Annotated in this window: 17 protein-coding genes and 1 riboswitch; of the genes, 3 read left to right on the top strand and 14 right to left on the bottom strand. The window is 72.2% G+C overall.

Going from position 1 to position 21,115, the window contains the following annotated elements; all coding sequences use genetic code 11:
* Positions 1–53: 53 nt before the first annotated feature.
* The 6 genes from ACIP98_RS10685 to ACIP98_RS10660 all read right to left on the bottom strand — a co-directional run bounded on the left by ACIP98_RS10685 (position 54) and on the right by ACIP98_RS10660 (position 6,427).
* A complete protein-coding gene (locus tag ACIP98_RS10685) occupies positions 54–665 on the bottom strand; it encodes a hypothetical protein (protein ID WP_319659116.1) in 612 nt (203 codons plus the stop codon).
* 49 nt (positions 666–714) lie between these two features.
* On the bottom strand, positions 715–990 hold the full coding sequence (locus ACIP98_RS10680; RefSeq protein WP_319659117.1) for a hypothetical protein: 276 nt from the start codon (positions 988–990) through the stop codon (positions 715–717).
* A 182-nt stretch (positions 991–1,172) separates the two neighbouring features.
* Positions 1,173–1,823: a thymidine kinase gene (locus ACIP98_RS10675; RefSeq protein ID WP_319659118.1), complete on the bottom strand. Its 651-nt coding sequence runs from the start codon at positions 1,821–1,823 to the stop codon at positions 1,173–1,175.
* 68 nt (positions 1,824–1,891) lie between these two features.
* Positions 1,892–3,082 carry an alkaline phosphatase family protein gene (locus tag ACIP98_RS10670; RefSeq protein WP_401974984.1) on the bottom strand — a complete coding sequence of 397 codons (1,191 nt, stop codon included), beginning with the start codon at positions 3,080–3,082 and terminating at the stop codon, positions 1,892–1,894.
* Positions 3,082–3,669: a DUF5998 family protein gene (locus tag ACIP98_RS10665; protein ID WP_319659120.1), complete on the bottom strand. Its 588-nt coding sequence runs from the start codon at positions 3,667–3,669 to the stop codon at positions 3,082–3,084. Before ACIP98_RS10665 ends, ACIP98_RS10670 begins: the two co-directional genes overlap by 1 nt.
* Positions 3,670–3,697: 28 nt before the next feature.
* Positions 3,698–6,427 (bottom strand): GNAT family N-acetyltransferase, encoded by a 2,730-nt coding sequence (locus ACIP98_RS10660; RefSeq protein WP_401974981.1) that lies wholly within the window; start codon positions 6,425–6,427, stop codon positions 3,698–3,700.
* A 129-nt stretch (positions 6,428–6,556) separates the two neighbouring features.
* Between ACIP98_RS10660 and ACIP98_RS10655 the strand changes: the two genes are divergently transcribed.
* Positions 6,557–6,838: an HPr family phosphocarrier protein gene (locus ACIP98_RS10655; RefSeq protein ID WP_319659122.1), complete on the top strand. Its 282-nt coding sequence runs from the start codon at positions 6,557–6,559 to the stop codon at positions 6,836–6,838.
* Positions 6,839–7,038: 200 nt separating this feature from the next.
* On the opposite strand, the gene ACIP98_RS10650 is transcribed toward ACIP98_RS10655, so the two are convergent.
* Both ACIP98_RS10650 and ACIP98_RS10645 read right to left on the bottom strand, forming a co-directional pair.
* Positions 7,039–7,731: a GntR family transcriptional regulator gene (locus ACIP98_RS10650; protein ID WP_401974979.1), complete on the bottom strand. Its 693-nt coding sequence runs from the start codon at positions 7,729–7,731 to the stop codon at positions 7,039–7,041.
* Between the two features lie 254 nt (positions 7,732–7,985).
* Entirely contained in the window at positions 7,986–8,765 is a 780-nt protein-coding gene (locus tag ACIP98_RS10645) for a M23 family metallopeptidase (protein ID WP_401974976.1), read from the bottom strand.
* A 14-nt stretch (positions 8,766–8,779) separates the two neighbouring features.
* Positions 8,780–8,944, bottom strand: a riboswitch (cyclic di-AMP (ydaO/yuaA leader).
* A 299-nt stretch (positions 8,945–9,243) separates the two neighbouring features.
* Here ACIP98_RS10645 and ACIP98_RS10640 point away from each other — a divergent pair.
* Complete coding sequence (locus tag ACIP98_RS10640; protein WP_319659125.1) at positions 9,244–10,095, top strand: class I SAM-dependent methyltransferase; 852 nt, start codon at positions 9,244–9,246, stop codon at positions 10,093–10,095.
* A 77-nt stretch (positions 10,096–10,172) separates the two neighbouring features.
* Here ACIP98_RS10640 and ACIP98_RS10635 read toward each other — a convergent pair whose 3' ends face one another.
* Both ACIP98_RS10635 and ACIP98_RS10630 read right to left on the bottom strand, forming a co-directional pair.
* Positions 10,173–11,543: a M16 family metallopeptidase gene (locus ACIP98_RS10635; RefSeq protein ID WP_401975234.1), complete on the bottom strand. Its 1,371-nt coding sequence runs from the start codon at positions 11,541–11,543 to the stop codon at positions 10,173–10,175.
* A 17-nt stretch (positions 11,544–11,560) separates the two neighbouring features.
* Positions 11,561–12,913: a pitrilysin family protein gene (locus ACIP98_RS10630; RefSeq protein WP_319659127.1), complete on the bottom strand. Its 1,353-nt coding sequence runs from the start codon at positions 12,911–12,913 to the stop codon at positions 11,561–11,563.
* A gap of 205 nt (positions 12,914–13,118) precedes the next feature.
* Here ACIP98_RS10630 and ACIP98_RS10625 point away from each other — a divergent pair, with 205 nt between their 5' ends.
* Positions 13,119–15,572: a DNA topoisomerase (ATP-hydrolyzing) subunit A gene (locus tag ACIP98_RS10625; RefSeq protein ID WP_401974972.1), complete on the top strand. Its 2,454-nt coding sequence runs from the start codon at positions 13,119–13,121 to the stop codon at positions 15,570–15,572.
* A gap of 372 nt (positions 15,573–15,944) precedes the next feature.
* Here ACIP98_RS10625 and ACIP98_RS10620 read toward each other — a convergent pair whose 3' ends face one another.
* The 4 genes from ACIP98_RS10620 to ACIP98_RS10605 all read right to left on the bottom strand — a co-directional run bounded on the left by ACIP98_RS10620 (position 15,945) and on the right by ACIP98_RS10605 (position 20,982).
* Positions 15,945–17,558, bottom strand: coding sequence for a glycoside hydrolase family 13 protein (locus ACIP98_RS10620; protein ID WP_401974970.1), 1,614 nt, complete (start codon positions 17,556–17,558; stop codon positions 15,945–15,947).
* 100 nt (positions 17,559–17,658) lie between these two features.
* The gene (locus ACIP98_RS10615; protein ID WP_319659132.1) at positions 17,659–18,537 is read right to left on the bottom strand and encodes a carbohydrate ABC transporter permease; all 879 of its coding nucleotides are present in this window, start codon (positions 18,535–18,537) and stop codon (positions 17,659–17,661) included.
* A 15-nt stretch (positions 18,538–18,552) separates the two neighbouring features.
* A complete protein-coding gene (locus ACIP98_RS10610) occupies positions 18,553–19,527 on the bottom strand; it encodes a sugar ABC transporter permease (RefSeq protein WP_319659133.1) in 975 nt (324 codons plus the stop codon).
* 39 nt (positions 19,528–19,566) lie between these two features.
* Positions 19,567–20,982 carry an extracellular solute-binding protein gene (locus tag ACIP98_RS10605; protein WP_319659135.1) on the bottom strand — a complete coding sequence of 472 codons (1,416 nt, stop codon included), beginning with the start codon at positions 20,980–20,982 and terminating at the stop codon, positions 19,567–19,569.
* Positions 20,983–21,115: the final 133 nt, after the last annotated feature.

Here is a 21,115-nt window from a genome sequence, read left to right as displayed (position 1 = left end):
GCGACGGGCCCGGTCCTCCCGCGGGAGGACCGGGCCCGTCGTGCCGCTCGCGGTCAGGACGGGGTGATCACACCGAAACTGAACGTCGAGGTGATCGCGTCGAACACGTCGTACAGCGGTTCCGCCAGCGGGAGGTTCGGGCTGGAGCAGGTGATCACCAGCACCTGGCCGCTCTCGTCCGGGAACGGCACCACCGTGTGCATGATCAGCAGCTTGGTCCTGATCCCGTGCGAGACCTCGGCCTCCTCGACGCCCTTCACCCGTCCCACCGGGCCGATCCCCGGCAGTTCCACGGTGCTGAACGTCCGGGCCGTGCCCTCGCCCTGACGGCCGCCCGCCGCCGAGAACTCCTTGCTCAGATCGTGCAGCGAGAAGCTCCGCCCCGGCGGTGGCGTGACCTTGAAGATCATCACGTTCGCCATCAGCAGGCCGTCCTCGTACATCGTGAACGTGCCCGCCGCGTACACCGCGCCGCGCCGCTGCGCGCCCTGCGCGATCCGCCGCACATTGCGGAACGTCTCGTTGATCCGGTCCCGCTCCGCCTTGTCCGGCGTCTGCTTCATCAGCGCGGCCCGGATGCCGGCCAGCGCCTCGCCGGACAGGTCGTACTCCACCCAGCCGTCCGGTATCCGAAGGCCGAACGCCAGTGTTCCGTCAAGGGCCATCGCCGCGCGCTCCTCAGTCAGTGCCGTGTGGACCGGTCGGGTGGGTCGGCTACTTCGCGGTCAGGGACTCCGCGCTCTGGTTGTCGTAGTCGGTGAACGCCTTGACGATCTGGTCGCAGGCGTCCTTCAGCTGGTTCCCCTGGCGCTTGAGCTGCGTACGGCCGTCGCTCCACGCGCTCTCGAAGTGGCCGCCGGAGGACGCCAGCGGTGCGCCCACGGCCGTCTCGTCGAAGCCCGTGGGCTTGGTGTCGATGAGGTCCATCACCCGGCCCAGCAGCCCGCTCAGATCCTCCAACTCGTCACCCGGAATCTGAATCTCTGCCATGAGGGCTCCTCTCCCGACCGGCGGTGATGAACTGCGTCGCGGTCAAGAACCTAGCGCGCACCGGTGAGTTCGCGTCCTGGCGTCATTGAACCCCGCCTGAATCGTTGTCAACCTCTGTGCGCACGGCGGGCGTTCCGTTCGGGCCCGCCGCGCGGGCGGAGAGCCGATCCGGCCGGCGACCCTCAGTCGGAGGCCACCGGCAGGACGTCCGGCGAGAGGGCGGAGGCACCGGCCGTGGCGGCCGTCACCCGGCGGCGGTGGTGCCTGCGGCACAGGACCTCGTAGCCGACCTCGTCGCCCGGACCGTTCACATCGCCGACCACGACCTGGGCACCCGCGACGACCATCTCACCACCCACCGTACGGGCGTTGTGCGTGGCCCGCGCCCCGCACCAGCACAGCGCCTCCACCTGCAACTGCTCCAGGCGGTCCGCCAGCTCGACCAGGCGCTGCGAGCCCGGGAACAGCCTCGTGCGGAAGTCGGTGGTGATGCCGAACGCGAAGACGTCCTTGTCCAGGTCGTCCACCACCCGGGCCAGCTGGTCGATCTGCTCCGGCGCGAGGAACTGCGCCTCGTCCACGATCACGTAGTCCACCCTGCCGCCCCTGGACAGCAGGTCCACGACGTACCCGTACAGGTCCATCCCCTCGGCGGCCTCCACCGCCTCCGTGACCAGGCCAAGCCGCGACGACAGCTTTCCCTCCCCCGCCCGGTCGTCCCGCGTGAAGATCACGCCCTGGAGCCCGCGGGCAGACCGGTTGTGCCCGATCTGCAGCGCCAGTGTGCTCTTTCCGCAGTCCATCGTTCCGGAGAAGAACACGAGCTCAGGCATGAGGGGGCGACGGCCTTTCGGGGCGGCGGACGGTGGTGGGCGGTGGGTGTGCGGGCGGGTTGCGGGATTCAGGAGCGTACTTCGAGCAGGGGCACCAACTGCTCGACGGGGGTCATCGAACCGTGCAGACCCACCATCGAGGACTCCCCCGGTTCGGTTCGGGTGGCGACGACGGCGACGTCGTCCCGGGCGACGGCCACGACGTCGCCGATGCGCCCGCGCACCCTGTCCTCCACGTGCGGGCCGAACCAGCCCATCCCGATGGCCTCGTCACGGGTGGCGACCCACATCTGCTCGCCGAGGACCTCGCTCCACACGGCGTGGACGTCGGCGGCCGCGCCGGGGACGGCGTAGACGTGCCGGGCCCGGGCCTCGCCGCCGAGGACGGCGACGCCCGCACCCAGTTCCCAGTCCTCGTCGAAGTCGATCCGCGACTCAGGGTCGAAGGGGATGTCGATCATGCCGTGGTCCGCGGTCACGTAGAGCGCGCTGCGCGGCGGCAACTGCTCCGCGAGCCGCTGGACCAGGCGGTCGGCCGTCATGAGCTGGCCGCGCCAGGCGTCGGAGTCGACGCCGTGCCGGTGGCCCATGGAGTCCAGCTCGCTGTAGTACGTGTAGACCAGCGCCCGGTCGGACGCGGCGAGCCGTTCGGCGGTGAGGTCCATGCGCTCGTCGCCGGTGAGCCGCCCGTGGAACGTGCCGCCGCTCAGGGCGATCTTCGTCAGCGGGGTGTGCTGGAAGGTGGGCGAGGTGACCTGGCAGGTCTCGACCCCGGCGTCCTGGACGAGCTGGAAGGCGGTGGGGTGCGGCTGCCAGTCCTGCGGGGACGTCCACGGCTGCCAGCGCAGCTGGTTCATCAGCCCGCCCGTGTCCGGGTTGAGGACGGTGTAGCCGGCCAGCCCGTGGGCGCCGGGCGGCAGGCCCGTGCCGACCGAGGCGAGCGAGGTGGCGGTGGTCGAGGGGAAGCCCGCGGTGAGCGGCTGCCCGGTACCGCCGGTCGAGGTGCCCAGCAACGAGGTGAGGAAGGGCGCCTCGTCCGGGTGCCGCAGGATCAGTTCCCAGCCCATGCCGTCCACCAGGAAGACGCAGACCCGGTCGGCCGGCGCCAGGCGCAGCGCGGTCGGCGGGAGGCCGGTCACACCGAGGCCGGCGGCCACCGCGGGCAGCAGGTCGCTGAGCGCGGCCGTGCCGTAGCGCGGGGCGGGGGCGCTCGCGGGGTCCAGCGGTGCGGACTCGTACGGGGGGACGGGATGGGCCATCAGGCGGCCGTGCTCGCGGTCGCCTCGGAGAGGGCCTGCGCGAAGGCCAGGGTCTGGCGCACGGTCTCGGGGCCGTCGCCCGCCTCGCTGACCCGCAGGCTCAGGTCGTCGGCCGTGGAGGAGCCGGTGTAGCCGTGGTCGGCCTCGCAGTTGGGGTCGCCGCAGGCGGCGGGCTCCAGGTCGATGCGGCTGACCGCGCCCCAGCCGATGGTGAGCACGACCTCGCGGGGCAGGGTGCCCACGGTGTAGGACTCGGGGTTGGCGACCACCCGGCTGAGCACGACCGAGGAGATCCGCTCCAGCTTCACCGATTCGGTGGAGGTGGTGGCGTACGGCGTCGGGGACGTGTCGTCGGCACCCTGCTCGTCGGTGTGGCTGACGATGAAGCGCGTGCTGGTCAGCACGAGCACGGTGACGTGCCGGCGGACCTCGTTGGCGTCGAAGGTGGTCTCCTGGTGGACCAGGTACGAGTGGACCGGCTCCCCGCCGACGGAGGCCTCCACGGCCTCGGCCACGAGGGTCGGGTAGTAGCCGCTGCGCTCGATCGCCGCGCGCAGCCCCTGGGTGGTCGTACCGGTCTTCGCCATGCGCACCATCCTAGTGCGGCGCATGTGTTCAGAAGGACGACAGTGCGCGTGGTCCGAGGTCCGTTCGAGCGGGGGGGCGCGCGAGCCGCACGGACGCGCCGAGCACCGTCAGTCCCTCGGCGGCGACGACGACCGGTTCGAGGTCGACGGAGACGACCTCGGGCAGGTCGTCGACCAGCAGCGAGACCCGCAGCAGCAGCTCCTCCAGGGCGGCGGTGTCGACCGGCTCGGCGCCGTGCCAGCCGAAGAGCAGCGGGGCGGCCCTGATGGAACGCACCAGCTGGGCGGCGTCCCGGTCGGTCGCGGGGACGAGGCGGTGCGCGGTGTCGCCGAGCAGTTCCGAGGCCGCGCCGGCGAGGCCGAAGGACAGCACGGCGCCGGCGCCCGGGTCGACGGTGGCGCGGACGACGGTGTCCACCCCGCGCGGCGCCATGGCCTGCACCACAAGGTGCAGCTCCTCGGGCTTGCCGAGGCGTGCGGTCAGCTCCTCGTGCGCCCGGCGCAGGTCGTCGGGGTCGGCGAGGTCGAGACGGACGGCGCCGAGGTCGGCGCGGTGGCGCAGGTGCGGGGCGGTGGTCTTCAGCGCCACGGGGTAGCCGAGGCGGCGGGCGGCGTCCAGGGCGGTGGCGACATCCGGCGCGGGCAGCGCGGAGCGCACGGCGATGCCGTAGCGGGCCAGCAGCGCGGCGGCGGAGGCCTCGTCCAGGGTGACGCCGGGGGCGCCGTCCGCGGCCCGTTCCCCGGTGTCCTTCAGCAGCCGCGCCACGTCCAGGCGGGCCGCGGCCCCGTCCACGTCGTCGAACTCGGGCACCTTGCCGGGGGTCGCGGCGTCCCGGCGCCACTGGGCGTAGGCGGCCGCCTGGGCGAGGGCCTTCACGGCGCGCTCGGCCGCGGCGTAGGCCGGGATGCCGGCCGCGGCGAGGCGGGTGCCCATGGCCTCGAGCGCGGTGTGGACGATCGCCACGGGTTTGCCGCCGCCGGCCTCGGCGACGGCGCGCTCCAGGGCGGCGGCGAGGTCGGGGTCGTCGCCGGTCTCGGGGTGCCCCTGCAGTTCGTCGCCGACGCGCGGGATGGCCGTGACGACGACGGCGTCGTGGGCGGGATCGCGCAGCGCGGCGCCGAGCGCGGCGTGGAAGTCCTCCGGCGCCGCGGAGGTCGTGAGGTCCGCGGGGCGGGCCGGCTCCAGTCCGGCGGTGAGGCACGCGTCGTAGGTGAGCAGGCCGAGCGACTCGGAGTTGCCGAGGACGGCGACGCGGGATCCCGACGGCAGCGGCTGGCAGGACAGCAGCAGCCCGGTGTCCAGGAGCTCGGTGACGGTGTCGGTGCGGATGACGCCCGCCTGCCGCAGCAGCGCGGAGACGGTGCTGTCGGGGATGCGGGTGACCGGCACGGTGTGGCCGGGCGGGGTCGCCGCGAAGTGGCGTGCGCCCTTGACCACCACGACCGGTTTGACGGCGGCGGTGCGGCGGGCGAGCCGGTAGAACTTCCGCGGGTTGCCGAGGGTTTCGAGGTAGAGCAGCGCGACGTCGGTGGCCGGGTCGTCGTGCCAGTACTGGAGGATGTCGTTGCCGGAGACGTCCGCGCGGTTGCCCGCGGAGACGAAGGACGACAGCCCGGCGCCGCGCCGGTGCAGCCCGGACAGCATGGCGATGCCGATGGCCCCGGACTGGGTGAACAGCCCGAGCCGCCCGGCTTGCGACATCTCGGGGGCCAATGAGGCGTTGAGCCGGACGTCGGCGGCGGAGTTGAGGACGCCGAAGGCGTTGGGCCCGATGACGCGCATGCCGTACGAGCGGGCCTGGCGGACCAGGGCGCGCTGCCTGCGGTTGCCCTCCGGGCCGGACTCGGCGTAGCCGGAGGACAGGACGAGCAGGCCGAGGACGCCGTGCGAGCCGCACTCGTCGACCACCTCGGCGACGTTCTCCGCGGGGACCGCGATCACGGCGAGGTCGACCTGTCCGGGGATCTCCGCGACGGAGCGGTGGGCCGGGACGCCCTCGGGCTCCAGGACCGGCAGGCCGGCGTCGAAGGAACGGTTCACCGCGTGCACCCGGCCGGTGAAGCCGCCCTCGGTGATGTGCCGCAGCACGCTGCGGCCGACGCCTCCGGGCCGCCGTCCGGTGCCGATCACGGCGATCGAGGACGGGCTGAGCAGCCGCCGTACGGACCGCGCCTCGGCGCGCTGCTCGCGGGCGCGCATGACGGCGACGGACTGCTCGGTGGGTTCGAGGTCGAACTCGAGCCGGACCACGCCGTCGGTGAAACTGCGCTGCTGGGTGTAGCCGGCGTCCGTGAAGACCTTGATCATCTTGCGGTTGGCGGGCAGCACCTCGGCGATGAAGCGCCGGATGTCGCGCTCACGCGCCACGGCGGCGACATGCTCCAGCAGCGCGGAGGCGACGCCGCGGCCCTGGTGGGCGTCCTGGACGAGGAAGGCGACCTCGGCCTCGTCGGTCTCCGTGCGGTCGTAGCGGACGGTCGCGATGAACTCGCCGCCGACGAGGGCCGCCAGCCCCACCCGGTCGCGGTAGTCGTGGTGGGTGAAGCGGTGCACGTCCCGGTCGGACAGGCGCGGGTAGGGCGCGAAGAAGCGGTAGTACTTCGACTCGTCCGAGACCTGCTCGTAGAAGCTGACCAGCCGGCCCGCGTCGTCGGGCCTGATGGGCCGGACGTGGGCGATCCCGCCGTCGCGCAGGACGATGTCCGCCTCCCAGTGGACCGGGTACTCACGCTCTTCCGTGGGCGGCGGGCTCGTCATGGGGCCAGCGTACGGCCATCGGGGGACGCGGGATCGGTGCGACCATGTCAGGGACGGAAGGGACCGACCGGTGCGCCCGGCGTGGCAGACTGGTCTAGACCACCCTGGAACGACCCGAAGGACAACACCATGGCTGAGCGCCGCGTCACCGTCGGCTGGGCCGAGGGCCTCCACGCACGCCCCGCAGCGATCTTCGTCCGCGCCGCGACCGCCGTCGGCGTCCCCGTGACCATCGCCAAGGCCGACGGTGCCCCCGTCAACGCCGCCTCGATGCTCGCCGTGCTGAGCCTGGGCGCCGCGGGCGGCGAGGAGGTCGTCCTGGCCTCCGACGCCGAGGGCGCCGACGCCGCGCTCGACAGCCTGGCCAAGCTCGTGTCCGAGGGTCTGGAAGAGCTTCCCGAGACCGTCTGACCCGGTCGCCGGACCTGCGGGCCGGGGCCGCGAAATCCGACCGGATTTCGCGGCCCCGGCTATTTCGGCACTCGCCGAATTCTCCAGGCTCACGACGGAATCATGGGCGCGAAATACAGCGCACCCCTATTGTCTCAGTTGTATACGGCACTTCTGTTAAACGCGATCGCTCGTTTTGTGTACGGCATGTTTCCGATTCCTCACCCGGGGGGCGCGCCGCGGCCCGTGCGCTCCGGGCGGCGCAGCCGGTGCACCGAAGTGGCGCGCTCCACGTGGTCGGCCATCGCCGTGCGGGCGCGCTCGGCGTCCCCGCGGGCGACGGCGTCCACGACCGTTCCGTGCTCCTCCCAGGACTCCGCCGCGCGGCCCGGCGAGTCCACCGCGTACACCCAGGCGATCTTGTGCCGCAGCTGCGTCAGCAGCGCGACCAGCGTGGGACTCCCGGAAGCCTGCGCCAGCGTCTCGTGGAACCAGCCGTCCAGCGCCGGCAGATCGGACAACTGCCCCTGCGCGGAACGCTCCTGCCCGAGCCGCACCAACCCGCGCAGCACCTTGACGTGCGCCTCGGTGCGCCGCTGGGCGGCGCGCGCGGCACCCAGCGGCTCCAGCAGGCCGCGGATCTCCAGCAGGTCCGCGGCCTCCTGGTCGGTGGGCTCGGCCACGGACGCGCCGGCGTGCCTGCGGGTGCGGACGAAGCCCTCGGACTCCAGGGTCCGCAGCGCCTCGCGGACCGGGACCCGCGACACCCCGTAGCGCTTGGCGAGCTGCTCCTCGGTCAGCCGGGTGCCCGGCGCGAAGTGCCCGCTGATGATGTCGTCACGGATCGCCGTGCACACCGCCTGGGCCGAAATCCGGCGCTCCGCGCCGCCCGTCCCGTTCACGTCCGGTCCCACATCGCCGGTTTCCTCTCCTTGCCTGCCGACGGCTGCCGCTTAATTACCGCGTAACGCAGATGCCGGCGTTTCTGTGGCGACTCTATTCCAGCACGCCGTCGATTCCGGCGGCGGTCCTGAATTCATGGAGCGTTTTTGGACACAGCTCCGGGCATGCCGAAGGCCCCGGCGGGGGGAGCCGGGGCCTTCGGGTGGGGGGAGGGAGGTGGACCGGGCGGCCGCGAAGGCCGGGAAGACCGGGAAGACCAGGAAGGTCAGAAGAGGACGCCGTGGGAGCGCAGATACGCCACCGGGTCCACGTCGGAGCCGTACGCAGGGGTGGTCCGGGCCTCGAAGTGCAGGTGCGGGCCGGTCACATTGCCCGTGGCGCCCGACAGGCCGATCCGCGTGCCGGCGGAGACCGTCTGGCCGACCGAGACGCCGATCGAGGACAGGTGGCCGTACTGGGTGTACATGCCGTCCGCGTGCCGGATCACGACGTTGTTGCCGTAACTGCCGCCCCATCCGGCCTCGACGACCGTGCCGGCGCCGGCGGCGTGCACCGGGGTGCCGACGGCCGCCTGGAAGTCCACGCCCGTGTGGTAGCCGGACGACCACAGGCTGCTGGTCGCGTGGTACGGGGTGCCGATGGCGCCGTGCACCGGCAGCATCCAGGAGGTCAGGGACGTGCGGGCGCGGGAGCGCGAGGCGTGCGCGGCGCCGTCGCGGGCCGCGGCCCCGGCCCGGACACGGGCCCTGGCGGCGGCCGCGGCCTCCTTCGCGGCCCTGGCGGCCGCGGCCTTCTTGGCGGCCCGCACCTTCGCCACGTGCGCGACGTGTGCCGCGTGCCGCTTCTTCGCCGCCGAGACCGCCGCCCTGTGCTGGGCTTCCGCCTGCTCGGCGAGGCGGGCCGCCATGTCGCCGCTGACGGCGGCGCACTTGGCGAACGCGGACCGCTCGGCCTCCGCGGCCTGCGCGGAGGCGGTGAGCGTGCCGGCGGTGACGGCGGTGAGCGCGGCGGCGCAGGCGACGGTGGTACGTATGGTGAACGCCATGGGCAGGCGGAGATCCTTTCCTTCCTTCTCGCCTACCGGGTTAGCTGACGGGTTCGGAGCAGGAAGGTCTCCTACGGGCGCCCCGGTCAGGGACGGGCCCGATTCACCCCAGGGGACGACTCACATGGGTCCCCGGCTCCCCAGGCTCACGCCCGACGGGGACTCGGCGATCGTTGCTCCGGTGCCGCGGGAGGCGGCTGATTCCGCCGGACAACCCGAGGACGCTAACCGCGCCCCCGCGGCCGTTCCAAAAAAATCCGGCCTTTTGTGCGGGATGCCACACCGGCCCCCAACCGGTCCCAACCGCCCCCTGGATGACAAAACCGCAGTTCCCCGCACGTCCCGAGCCCCCCACTGCCGCTCCCGTCCACCCGCCCGGCCGACGGCCGGCCACCGCCCCCGGACACGTGACCGGAGTCACCCTCCGGGTCCGCCGGAGGGACGCCGGGGCGCGCGTCCCCCTGCGTAGGGTCCCCGCGTGACCACGACATCAGGGGCGACGACGCCCGCCACCCGCACCGCCGAGGATTTCCTGCGCGCCTTCCACGACCGGAACCCCGGCCTCCAGTCGGCCGGGGTCGAGGGGGCCCTCACCCGGGACGGGCGCACGACCCACCAGGTGCTGGCCGAGCACATCCGCGGTGCCCGCCGCGTCCTGGACCTGGGCTGCGCGGACGGCGCGCTGCTGGAGTTGCTCGCCGGGCACGGGGCCGGGGTCCTGGCCGGCATCGACCTGTCGGAGGGCGAACTGGCCCTCGCCCGTCGGCGGCCCGGGCTGGCGGGCGCCGATCTGCGGCAGGGGCGCGCCCAGGAGCTGCCCTTCGCCGACGGCTCCTTCGACGCCGTGGTGTCGCACATGGCGCTCATGCTCATGTCGGACCCCGACCAGGTGTGCGCCGAGGCGGCGAGGGTGCTCGCCCCGGGCGGCGCACTGGCCGTCGCCGTCGGCGGCGGCCCCGTCCCCGGCGAGGGAGTGGACCTCTTCCTGACGCTGGCCGTGCCGCACTTCAAGGCGGCTGCGCCCGAGCGTCGCCTGCCGCGGCTCGGCGACCGCAGGACGCGCGGGCGGGAGGGGCTGGACGCGCTCCTGGGACCGCTCGGGTTCGCGCCGGTGTCGTGGCGGACCGTGGTCATCGGCATGGACGGCACGCCCTTGGAGGTCTGGTCCGCACTGACCTCGACGTACTACGACATGGAGGTCCTCGGCGAGGAGCCGACAGCCGACCTGCGCGCCGAGTTCCTCGGCCGCGCGGCCGCCCTGGCCGGCCCCGACGGGCGGCTCCCGTGCGGCATGAGGATCAACATGGCCGCCACACGGCTCGCACCCTGAGTCCGCGCCCGCGGGTGACAGCACGCGGCCCCGGCCGCCGCAGGGGCGTCTGGGGCCGCGGTGCGAGCGGGCGGTCGTCAGGCGCCCGTGATGACCGTCACGGGGCCGATGCCGAGGTCGCGGACCGGGTCGCCGATCGCGGTGGCGTCACCGACCAGCACGACCACGAGCCGGTCCAGCGGGAACGCGGCCACGGCCGCGGCCGTGGCCTCGACGGTGCCGGTGGCCGCCAGGCGCTCGTACAGCCGCGCCTGGAAGTCGTCGGGCAGGAACTGCTCGACCTGGTCGGCGAAGGTGCCGGCGACGGCCGAGGCCGTCTCGTAGCGCAGCGGCGCGACGCCCACGAGGTTCTGGACGGCGACGTCCCGCTCCTCGTCGGTGAGGCCCTCCGCCGCCAGGGTGCGCAGCACCTGCCAGGTGTCGGCCAGCGCGGGCGCGGTGACGTCGGTCGCCACCGAGCCGCTGATGCCGAGCAGCGAGACACCGGTTCCCTCCGGCGTGGAGAGCAGGACCTGCCCGAAGGCGCGGACGCCGTAGGTGTAGCCCTTCTCCTCCCGCAGCACGCGGTCCAGGCGCGAGGTCAGCGTGCCGCCGAGGCAGTACGTGCCGAGCACCTGGGCCGCCCAGACCGGGTCGTGCCGGTCCGAGCCGGTACGACCGATGAGCACCTGGGTCTGCACCGAGCCGGGCCGGTCGACGATGATCACGCGGGCGGTGTCGTCCGCGGTGATCGCGGGCAGCGGGCGGCGCTCGGCGGGCTTGCCGCTCCACTCCCCCAGGGTGCTGCCGAGCAGCGCGTCGAGGTCGATCCCGGTGAGGTCGCCGACCACGACCGCGGTCGCGGTGGACGGCCGTACGTGCGCGTCGTAGAAGGCGCGGACGGACGCCGCGTCGATCCGGGCGACGGTCTCCTCCGAGCCCTGGCGGGGCCGGGAGCAGCGCATTTCGGCGGGGAAGAGCTCCTTGGACAGCGCCATGGCGGCCCGCCGCGCCGGGTTGGCGAGCTCGTGGGGGATCTCGTCGAGGCGGTTGCCGACCAGGCGCTCGATCTCGCTCTCCGGGAACGCCGGGGCGCGCAGCGCGTCGGCAATCAGGCCGAGGGCCTTGTCGAGGCGCGAGGCGGGGACCTCCAGCGAGACCCGGACGCCGGGGTGGTCGGCGTGCGCGTCGAGGGTGGCGCCGCAGCGCTCCATCTCGGCGGCGAACTCCTCCGCGGTGAGCTTGTCGGTGCCCTCCGACAGGGCGCGGGCCATGATCGTGGCGACGCCGTCCAGGCCCTCGGGCTCGGCGTCGAGCGGCGCCGCGAGCAGCACCTCGACGGCGACGACCTTCTGGCCGGGGCGATGGCTGCGCAGCACGGTCAGCCCGTTGGGCAGCTGGGACCGCTCGGGGGCCGGGAAGTCCCAGGGCTTGGGCTCCCCCGGCCGGGGCTGCGGGTGGAACGTCATGGTGCTGTGGACGTCGGTCACTGGTCCGCGCCCTCCTCGTCCTCGTCGAAGTCCTCGCCGGAGGCCGCCGCGGAGCCCGTGGGCTCGTAGACGAGCACGGCCCGGTTGTCCGGCCGCAGCGTGGCCGCGGCGACGTCACGCACCTCGTCGGCGGTGACCTCCAGGACCCGCTTGACCGCGGTCAGCGCCAGCTGCGGGCTGCCGAACAGCACGCTGTAGCGGCACAGTTCGTCGGCCCGGCCGCCGACCGTGGCCAGCCGGTCCAGCCATTCGCGCTCCAGCTGGGCCTGGGCCCGCTCCATCTCCTCCGGTGTCGGGCCCTCTTCGGCGAAGCGGGCCAGCTCCTCGTCGACGGCGGCCTCGATGTCGGGCACCTCGACCCCGCTGGAGGTCTTCACGTCCAGCCAGCCGAGCGAGGGTGCCCCGGCCAGCCGCAGCAGGCCGAAGCCGGCCGCGACCGCGCTGCGGTCCCGGCGGACCAGCCGGTTGTGGAGCCGGGAGGACTCCCCGCCGCCGAGGATCGTGAGTGCCAGGTCGGCGGCGTCGGCCTCGCGGGTGCCGTCCTTCGGCAGCCGGTAGGCGGCCATGAGGGCACGGGAGGGTACGTCCTCCTCGACGACCTCGCGGAGTTGCCCGCCGATCACTCCAGGGAGTGAACCGTCGCGCGGCGCCGGCTTGCCGTCGTGGGACGCGATGGTGCCGAAGTACTTCTCGATCCAGGCGAGCGTCTGCTCCGGGTCGATGTCGCCGACCACCGCGAGGACGGCGTTGTTCGGGGCGTAGTACGTCCGGAAGAAGGCGCGCGCGTCCTCCAGGGAGGCGGCGTCCAGGTCGGCCATCGAGCCGATGGGCGTGTGGTGGTACGGGTGCCCGTCGGGGTACGCCATGGCGGTCAGCCGCTCGAACGCCGTGCCGTAGGGCACATTGTCGTACCGCTGACGGCGCTCGTTCTTCACCACGTCGCGCTGGTTGTCCAGGCTCTCCTGGTCCAGCGCGGACAGCAGGCTGCCCATGCGGTCGGCCTCGAGCCACAGGGCCAGCTCCAACTGGTGGGCCGGCATGGTCTCGAAGTAGTTGGTCCGCTCGAAGCTCGTGGTGCCGTTGAGCGAGCCGCCTGCGGCCTGGACCAGTTCGAAGTGGCCGTTGCCCTTGACGTTCGCCGATCCCTGGAACATCAAGTGCTCGAAGAGGTGGGCGAGTCCGGTACGGCCCTTCACCTCGTGACGGGAACCGACGTCGTACCAGAGGCAGACCGCGGCGACCGGGGTGAGGTGGTCCTCGGAGAGCACCACACGCAGGCCGTTGGCCAGGCGGTGCTCGGTCGCGGTGAGGCCGCCGGATTCTGCCTCCGGCGTGGCCGTGTGACCCATGGGCAAGCTGTCCTTCCCGTCGCGTACTCGTTGTTTCGTGCCTAGACCTGCCACTCTAGGCAGCGGACAAACAGCCTGCGAAGTTCCCGTCACCGGCGCGCAGGAGCCGGGGGGTGGTCCGGGCTGTCGGCGGGGCGGTCCACAATGGTCCGCGTCAGTCACGTGTCCACACCCGATGAGGTCCAGCCGAAGGAGCAGCGCCCTGATGGCCCGCCGCACCACGAAGACCCCGCCGCCGGACGATTTCGAGGAGCGGATCCTCGACATCGACGTCGTCGACGAGATGCAGGGGTCCTTCCTCGAGTACGCCTACTCGGTCATCTACTCGCGTGCGCTTCCCGACGCCCGCGACGGGCTCAAGCCGGTGCACCGCCGCATCGTGTACCAGATGAACGAGATGGGGCTGCGTCCCGAACGCGGCTTCGTGAAGTGCGCCCGCGTCGTCGGCGAGGTGATGGGCAAGCTCCATCCGCACGGCGACGCCTCGATCTACGACGCCCTGGTGCGCATGGCGCAGCCGTTCTCGATGCGGGTGCCGCTGGTCGACGGCCACGGCAACTTCGGCTCGCTCGGCAACGACGACCCACCGGCCGCCATGCGGTACACCGAGTGCCGCACGGCCCCGGCCGCGATGCTGATGGTCGAGTCGATCGACGAGGACACCGTCGACTTCGCGCCGAACTACGACGGCCAGGAGCAGGAGCCGGTCGCCCTGCCCGCCGCGTACCCGAACCTGCTGGTCAACGGCGCCTCGGGGATCGCGGTCGGCATGGCGACCAACATGCCTCCGCACAATCTCGGCGAGGTCATCTCGGCCGCCCGCCACCTGATCCGGTACCCGAACGCGGACCTCGAGACGCTGATGCGCCACGTGCCGGGCCCCGACCTGCCGACCGGCGGCCGCATCGTCGGCATGGACGGCATCCGGGACGCGTACGAGAGCGGGCGCGGCACCTTCAAGATCCGCGCGACGGTCTCGGTGGAGGACGTCACGGCCCGCCGCAAGGGCCTGGTCGTGACCGAGCTGCCGTTCACGGTCGGCCCGGAGAAGGTCATCGCCAAGATCAAGGACCTGGTCGGCGCCAAGCGGCTGCAGGGCGTCGCCGACGTCAAGGACCTCACGGACCGCGAGCACGGGCTGCGGCTGGTGATCGAGGTCAAGAACGGCTTCCACCCGGAGGCCGTCCTGGAGCAGCTCTACAAGCTGACGCCGATGGAGGAGTCCTTCGGCATCAACAACGTGGCCCTGGTCGACGGCCAGCCGCTCACGCTGGGCCTGAAGGAACTGCTGGAGGTCTACCTCGACCACCGCTTCGAGGTGGTCCGCAGGCGCAGCGAGTTCCGCCGCGGCAAGCGCCGCGACCGCCTCCACCTGGTCGAGGGCCTGCTGGTCGCGCTCGTCGACATCGACGAGGTCATCTCGATCATCCGCTCCAGCGACAACGCCGCCCAGGCCAAGGAGCGGCTCATCGAGCACTTCTCGCTGTCGGAGATCCAGACCCAGTACATCCTCGACACCCCGCTGCGCCGGCTGACCCGTTTCGACCGCATGGAACTGGAGTCCGAGCGGGACCGGCTCACCGCGGAGATCGAGGAGCTGACCCGGATCCTGGAGTCCGACACCGAACTGCGCAAGCTGGTCAGCACCGAGCTGGCGGCGGTGGCCAAGAAGTACGGCACCGAGCGCCGCACGGTCCTGCTGGACGCGACGGCGGCGGCGCCGATCGCCGCCGTGCCGCTGGAGGTCGCCGACGACCCCTGCCGCGTGCTGCTGTCCTCCACCGGGCTGCTGGCGCGCACGGCGAACGGCGAGGCCCTGGCGCCGGGCGACGGCAAGCGGGTCAAGCACGACGTCATCGTCTCCGCGGTGCCGACGACCGCGCGGGCGGACATCGGGGCGGTCACCTCGACCGGGCGGCTGCTGCGGCTGGCGGTGATCGACCTGCCGATCCTCCCGGAGATGTCGGGGCCGCCGAACCTGTCGGGCGGCGCGCCGCTCGCGGAGTTCCTGTCGCTGGAGCCGGACGAGCGGGTGGTCTGCCTGACCACGCTCGACGAGTCCTCGCCGGGGCTGGCGCTCGGCACGGAGCAGGGCGTCGTCAAGCGCGTCGTGCCGGACTACCCGGCGAACAAGGACGACTTGGAGGTCATCACCCTCAAGGAGGGCGACCGGATCGTCGGCGCGGTCGAGCTGCGCACCGGCGAGGAGGACCTGGTCTTCATCACCGACGACGCCCAGCTGCTGCGCTACCCGGCGGGCCAGGTGCGTCCGCAGGGCCGCCCGGCGGGCGGCATGGCCGGCATCAAGCTCACCGAGGGCGCCAAGGTGATCTCCTTCACAGTGGTGGACCCGTCGGCCGACGCCGTCGTCTTCACCCTGGCCGGCGCCCGCGAGGTGCTGGACGGGGCGGAGGAGAGCACGGCCAAGCTGACTCCGTTCGACCAGTACCCGCGCAAGGGCCGGGCGACCGGCGGTGTGCGCTGCCAGCGCTTCCTCAAGGGCGAGGACGTGCTGCTGCTGGCCTGGGCCGGCGTCGCCCCCGCCCGCGCCGCCACGTCCACCGGCGCCCCCGCCGACCTTCCGCCGAAGGACCCGCGCCGGGACGGCTCGGGTGTGGCGCTGACCAAGCGGGTCGCGGTGGTCGCCGGCCCGGTGTGACGGGCCGCACGACAGCAGCGAGGGGCGCGGCACCGGTGTGGTGCCGCGCCCCTCGGCGTACGCGGTCAGGACGCGTACGCCGTCAGCCCGCCGTGTCGGGCGGCGGGCCGGCCGGTGTGGCCCGGGGGGACCGGGCGCGGGTCGCGGGGTGGCCGTGCCCGGAGCGTCGGCGGCCGGGCGCGGCTCGGCGAACGGGGCGCCGGTGACGCACGGGTGCCGGGCGCGATGGGCGGCGCAGGCCGCGGGGGCGGTCTCCGCGGAGCCGTCGGTGCTGCCGTGGACAACGCTGTCCGGCGGCAGCACTCCCGCGTGGGGGACGGGCGCAGAAGGGCGGGGGGACGGGGGCGGGGGGACGCGGTGCGGCGCCTGCGGCTACTCGTCCAGGCGCAGCCAGACCGCCGTGTCCTGGGGCAGCCGGCCGTCCTCGCCGAGCGGCCCGCTGGCGAGCAGGAGCTGCCGGTGGCGGGGAAGGTCCACCGGGGTCCCGGACAGGTTGACCACGCAGGCGAAACCGCCCTCGCGGCGGAAGGCGAGCACCTCGGCGTCGCTGTCGAGCCAGCTCATCGGCCCTTCACCGAGGCCGGGTTCGGCACGCCGGATGTCCAGCGCCGTGCGGTACAGGGTGAGCACGGAACCGGCGTCGGCCTCCTCGGCCTCCGCCGTGTACGGCGCCCAGCCGGCCGGCTGGGGCAGCCAGAGCCGCTCGCCGCCGAAGCCGTACGGCGGCGCGTCCCCGGACCAGGGCAACGGCACCCGGCAGCCGTCACGGCCCGGGTCGGTGCCCCCGGAGCGGAAGTACATCGGGTCCTGCAGCCGGTCGGCCGGGATGTCCTCGACCTCGGGCAGGCCCAGTTCCTCGCCCTGGTACAGGTAGACCGAACCGGGGAGGGAGAGCGTCAGCAGGGCGGCGGCGCGGGCGCGGCGGGTGCCGAGCGCCAGGTCGGTGGGGATGCCGTGGGCCTTGGTCTTGAAGTCGAAAGCGGTGTCGGCGCGGCCGTAGCGGGTGGCCGTGCGGGTCACGTCGTGGTTGGCCAGCACCCAGGTCGCCGGAGCGCCGACGGGCGCGTGCACGGCCAGCGTCAGGTCGATCGAGGCGCGCAGCCGCTCCGCGTCCCAGGGGCAGGACAGGAAGTCGAAGTTGAAGGCGGTGTGCAGCTCGTCGGGCCGCAGGTAGCGCGCGAAGCGCTCGGCGTCCGGCAGCCACACCTCGCCGATCAGGACCCCGCCGTAGGAGTCCGCGAGGGTGCGCCAGGAACGGTAGATCTCGTGCAGTTCGTCGCGGTCGATGTAGGGGTGCGGGTCGCGCCCCTCCTCGAAGTCGGGCAGCTCCGGGTCCTTGGCCACCATGGCCGCCGAGTCGATGCGCACCCCGGCCACGCCGCGGTCGAACCAGAAGCGCAGGACGTCCTCGTGCTCCTGACGGACCGCGGGGTGCTCCCAGTTGAGGTCGGGCTGCTCGGGCGCGAACAGGTGCAGGTACCAGTCGCCGTCGGGCAGCCGGGTCCAGGCGGGGCCGCCGAACTGGGACCGCCAGCCGTTCGGCGGCAGTTCGCCGTTCTCACCGCGGCCGGGGCGGAAGTGGAACAGCTCGCGCTCCACGCTGCCCGGCCCGGCGGCGAGCGCGGCCTGGAACCAGACGTGCCGGTCCGATATGTGGTTGGGGACGATGTCGATGATGGTGCGGATGCCGACGCCGCGGGCCTCCGCGATGAGCTTCTCCGCCTCGGCAAGGCTCCCGAAGGCCGGGTCGATGGCCCGGTAGTCGGCGACGTCGTAGCCGCCGTCGGCCAGCGGCGAGGGGTACCAGGGGCTGAACCAGATGGCGTCGATGCCCAGCGCCGCCAGGTACGGCAGTCTGGACCGCACCCCCGCGAGGTCGCCGGTGCCGTCCGCGTCGCCGTCGGCGAAGCTCCGTACGTACACCTGGTAGATGGCGGCGCCGCGCCACCACTCGTCGGTGGCCTCGGTCGGCTGGGTGTCTGCCACGTGACTGGTCCTTTCGGGCAGCTGGGACCACGCCGCCGGCCCTTGCGGCGGGCGGCGTGGTGCTGGTGGGGAGCGGCGTGGCGGTGGACGGGTGCGGGCCTCAGCCCTTCAGACCGCCGGCGGTCAGGCCGCTCATGATGTTGCGCTGGAAGACGAGGAAGATCAGCAGGGTGGGGACGGAGGCCATGGCGATGGCCGCCAGCAGCCAGTTCTCCGGCACCCCGCTGGCGAGCGAGTAGATGCCGACGTTGAGCGTCTGCTTCGTCGGGTCCGGCAGCGTGAGCATCGGCCAGAGGAAGTCCTTCCAGACCCCGACGATCGCGAAGATGGAGACCACTCCGAGGATCGGGCGGGAGATCGGCAGGACCACCGACCACAAGGTGCGCACCTGGGAGGCCCCGTCGATCGCGGAGGCGTCCAGCAGTTCCTGCGGCACCGAGTCGAAGAAGCGCTTCAGCAGGAAGATGTTGAAGGCGTTGGTGACCGAGGGCAGCCAGATCACCCAGGGCGAGTTGAGCAGGTTGCGCTGGAAGATCGGCACGTCCAGCACCGTCAGGTACTGCGGCACGACCAGTACGGTCGCCGGGATCATCAGCGTCGCCAGCATCATGCCGAGGATGACGTTGCCGAGCACCGGACGGAGTTTGGACAGCGAGTAGGCCGCCGCCACGTCGAGCACCAGCTGGAAGGCGAGCGCCCCGAAGGCGTACCAGAGGGTGTTGAGCAGCAGATGGGACAGGTCCATCACGGACCAGGCGCTCTTGTAGTTCTCGGGGTGGAGGGCGTTCGGGAGGACGGTCGGCGGGATCTGCGCGAACTCCTCGGTGGACTTCAGGCCGTTGGCGGCCATCCAGTACAGCGGGCCGAGGAAGACCAGCGTGAAGGCGGCGACCACCAGGAACAGGACCGTCCGGTAGATGATCTTGCCGCGCCGGGTCGCCATCTGCGTCGGCGATATCAGCGATCTCGTGCTGCTCATCGGTGGGTCCCCGCCCTACTCGTCCGCGGCGCGGCTGAGCCGCACGTAGCCGGCGGAGAAGACCGCCAGCAGTACGAGCAGGACCAGGCCGAGCGCCGCGGCGCCGCCGTAGTTGTTGAAGCTGAACGCGTACTGGTAGATCAGGTAGACGACGGTGGTCGTCGAGCCCTCCGGGCCGGAGCCTCCGGTCAGCAGGAAGGGCTCGGTGAAGACCTGCATCGTCGCGATGATCTGCATCAGCAGCATCAGCGAGAGGATGAGCCGGGTCTGCGGGATCGTCACGTGCCAGATCTTGCGCAGCAGTCCGGCCCCGTCGAGCTCGGCGGCCTCGTACAGCTCGCCGGGGATGCCCTGCAGGGCGGCCAGGTAGATGAGAGTGGCGCCGCCCATGTTCATCCAGGTGGAGGCGATGACCACCGACAGCATCGCGGTGTCCGTGGACTGCAGCCATTGCTGGGCCGGCAGGTGCAGTGTCTCCAGGATGCGGTTGAACAGGCCGTACTCGGGGTTGTAGAAGTTCTTGAAGAGCAGCACGGAGGCGACCGGCGGCAGCATCACCGGCAGGTACACCAGCAGCCGGAGGTAACCCTGTGCGTGCCGCAGCTCGTTCAGCAGCAGCGCGACGAAGAACGGCACCGCGAAGCCGAGCAGCAGCGCCAGGCCGGTGAAGAGCAGGGTGTTGCGCCAGGCCTGCCAGAACGCGGGATCGTGGAAGACGTAGTTCAGGTTGGACCAGCCGGCCCAGGTGGTGTGCCCGTCCTTGGTCTTCTGGAAGGCCAGTACGAACTCCCGGACCATCGGGTACCAGGAGAAGAACGCGAAGCACAGCACGGCGCCGATGAGGAAGCCGTACGCGGTGAGGTTGCGGCGCAGGGAGCGGCCGGCCCGCCCCGGACGGTGGGGATCCGGGGCAGGGCGGCGTGCCGAGCGGCGCGACCGGCTCTTCACGGGAGTGCTGGCGGGCAGGGTGGGGGCGCTGGGGGCCGACATCGTTACTCCTGAGTGCCGGGGGGCCGGGGGCCGGAGCTGCTACTGGTTGGCGAGGACCTGGTTGACCTGGGTCTCCGCGGTGGACAGCAGCTTGGCGGCGTCCGCGTTCTTGTTGGTCAGGACGCCGGACATCACGTTGTCCAGGACCTTGTAGATCTCCTGGGCCTTCGCGGGCTCGGCCTTGCCGGGGATCGGGTTGTCCATGAAGGCGCGGAAGTTCTCCACCGGCATGGTGGCGCTGGCCGCCTTCAGCTGGTCGTCCTTGGTCTTGCTGGCGCCGGTGAAGAAGGCCGGCTGGGGCAGACCGACGGGCAGGCCGTCCGCCTTGCTGCGGGAGTACTCGAACTGGCCCTTGCCCGGGGTGAGGGTCTTGAAGTTGAGCCAGGCGATGGCGGCCTTGATCTTGTCGGGCGAGCTGCCCTTCTTGATCATGTAGTCGTTGCCGCCGAAGAGGGTGGCCTTGCCGCCGGGGATCGGGCCCATGCCGAAGTTGGCGTAGTCGGCGCCGAGCTGCTGGACCATGTACGTGATGTCGTCGGGTGCGGCCAGGAACATGCCGAGCTTGTCCGCCGCCATCTGCTTCTGCAGGTCGCCCCACTTGAGCAGCTGGGTCTGGCCCATGCTGTTGTCGGTCCAGCGCATGTCGTGCAGGTTCTGCACGATCTGCTTGCCGAGGTCGGAGTTGAACGCCGCCTTGCTGCCGTCCTCGGAGACGACGTCGCCGCCCAGGCCGTACATCGCGGCGGTGAAGTGCCAGCCGCCGGTGTTCTGCGCGCTGTAGTCGCCGTACCCTGCGATGCCCTTGCCCAGGCCCGCGATGGCCTTGGCCGCGGTGCGGACCTCCTCCCACGTGGTCGGCGGCTTGTTGGGGTCGAGGCCGGCCTGCGTGAAGAGCTTGCGGTTGATGAGCAGGCCCATGGTGTAGTTGCTGGTGGGCACGCCGTAGAGCTTGCCGTCCTTCTTCAGGACGCCCAGCACGTTCGGGTCGATGTCCTGGAGGGCGGGGACGGTCTTGTCCGTGACGTACGCGGAGATGTCCGCGGCCCCGTCGTTGTCCAGCACCTGCTGCAGGTCGGTGAAGTACGTGTAGAACACGTCCGGCTGGGACTTCGCCTTCAGTGCCGCGGTGAAGCGGGCCGGCTCCTCGCACTGACCGGGCGTCGACTTACCGTCGATGGTCACGTTCGGGTACTGCTTGTTGAAAGTGGCGACGTCCTCCTTCCACTCCTTGAGCTCCGCCTTCTTGGCGGCCGGCGGCATGCAGTCGATGGTGAGCGTGACCTTGGCCTTCGGGTCCAGCGGGGCGGTCGGGTCGGACGACGATCCGCCGCCGGCGTTGTCGTCGTTGCCCGCGCTGCTGCTGGTGCCGCAGGCGGAGAGGGCGACCAGGGCCAGCGCGGAGACGAGCGTGGCCGCGGAGGCACGGCGGGCGGGGCGGAACCAGGAGCTTCTCATCGGGTCCCCTTCGGGCATGAGCGTGGAAGCCCCCGGCTACGCACAGCGGGGGCGCCGCACACTCAAGCACTCCCCGCAGATGTCCGCAAGATGTCGCGCAGTTTTCGCAAAAGACTGACGAGCTTGCGCAGGT

The sequence above is a fragment of the Streptomyces sp. NPDC088354 genome (assembly GCF_044753585.1).
Taxonomy (GTDB): domain Bacteria; phylum Actinomycetota; class Actinomycetes; order Streptomycetales; family Streptomycetaceae; genus Actinacidiphila.
The sequence above is the reverse complement of the archived record's forward strand: the minus strand, read 5'-3'. Positions and strand labels throughout refer to the sequence as shown.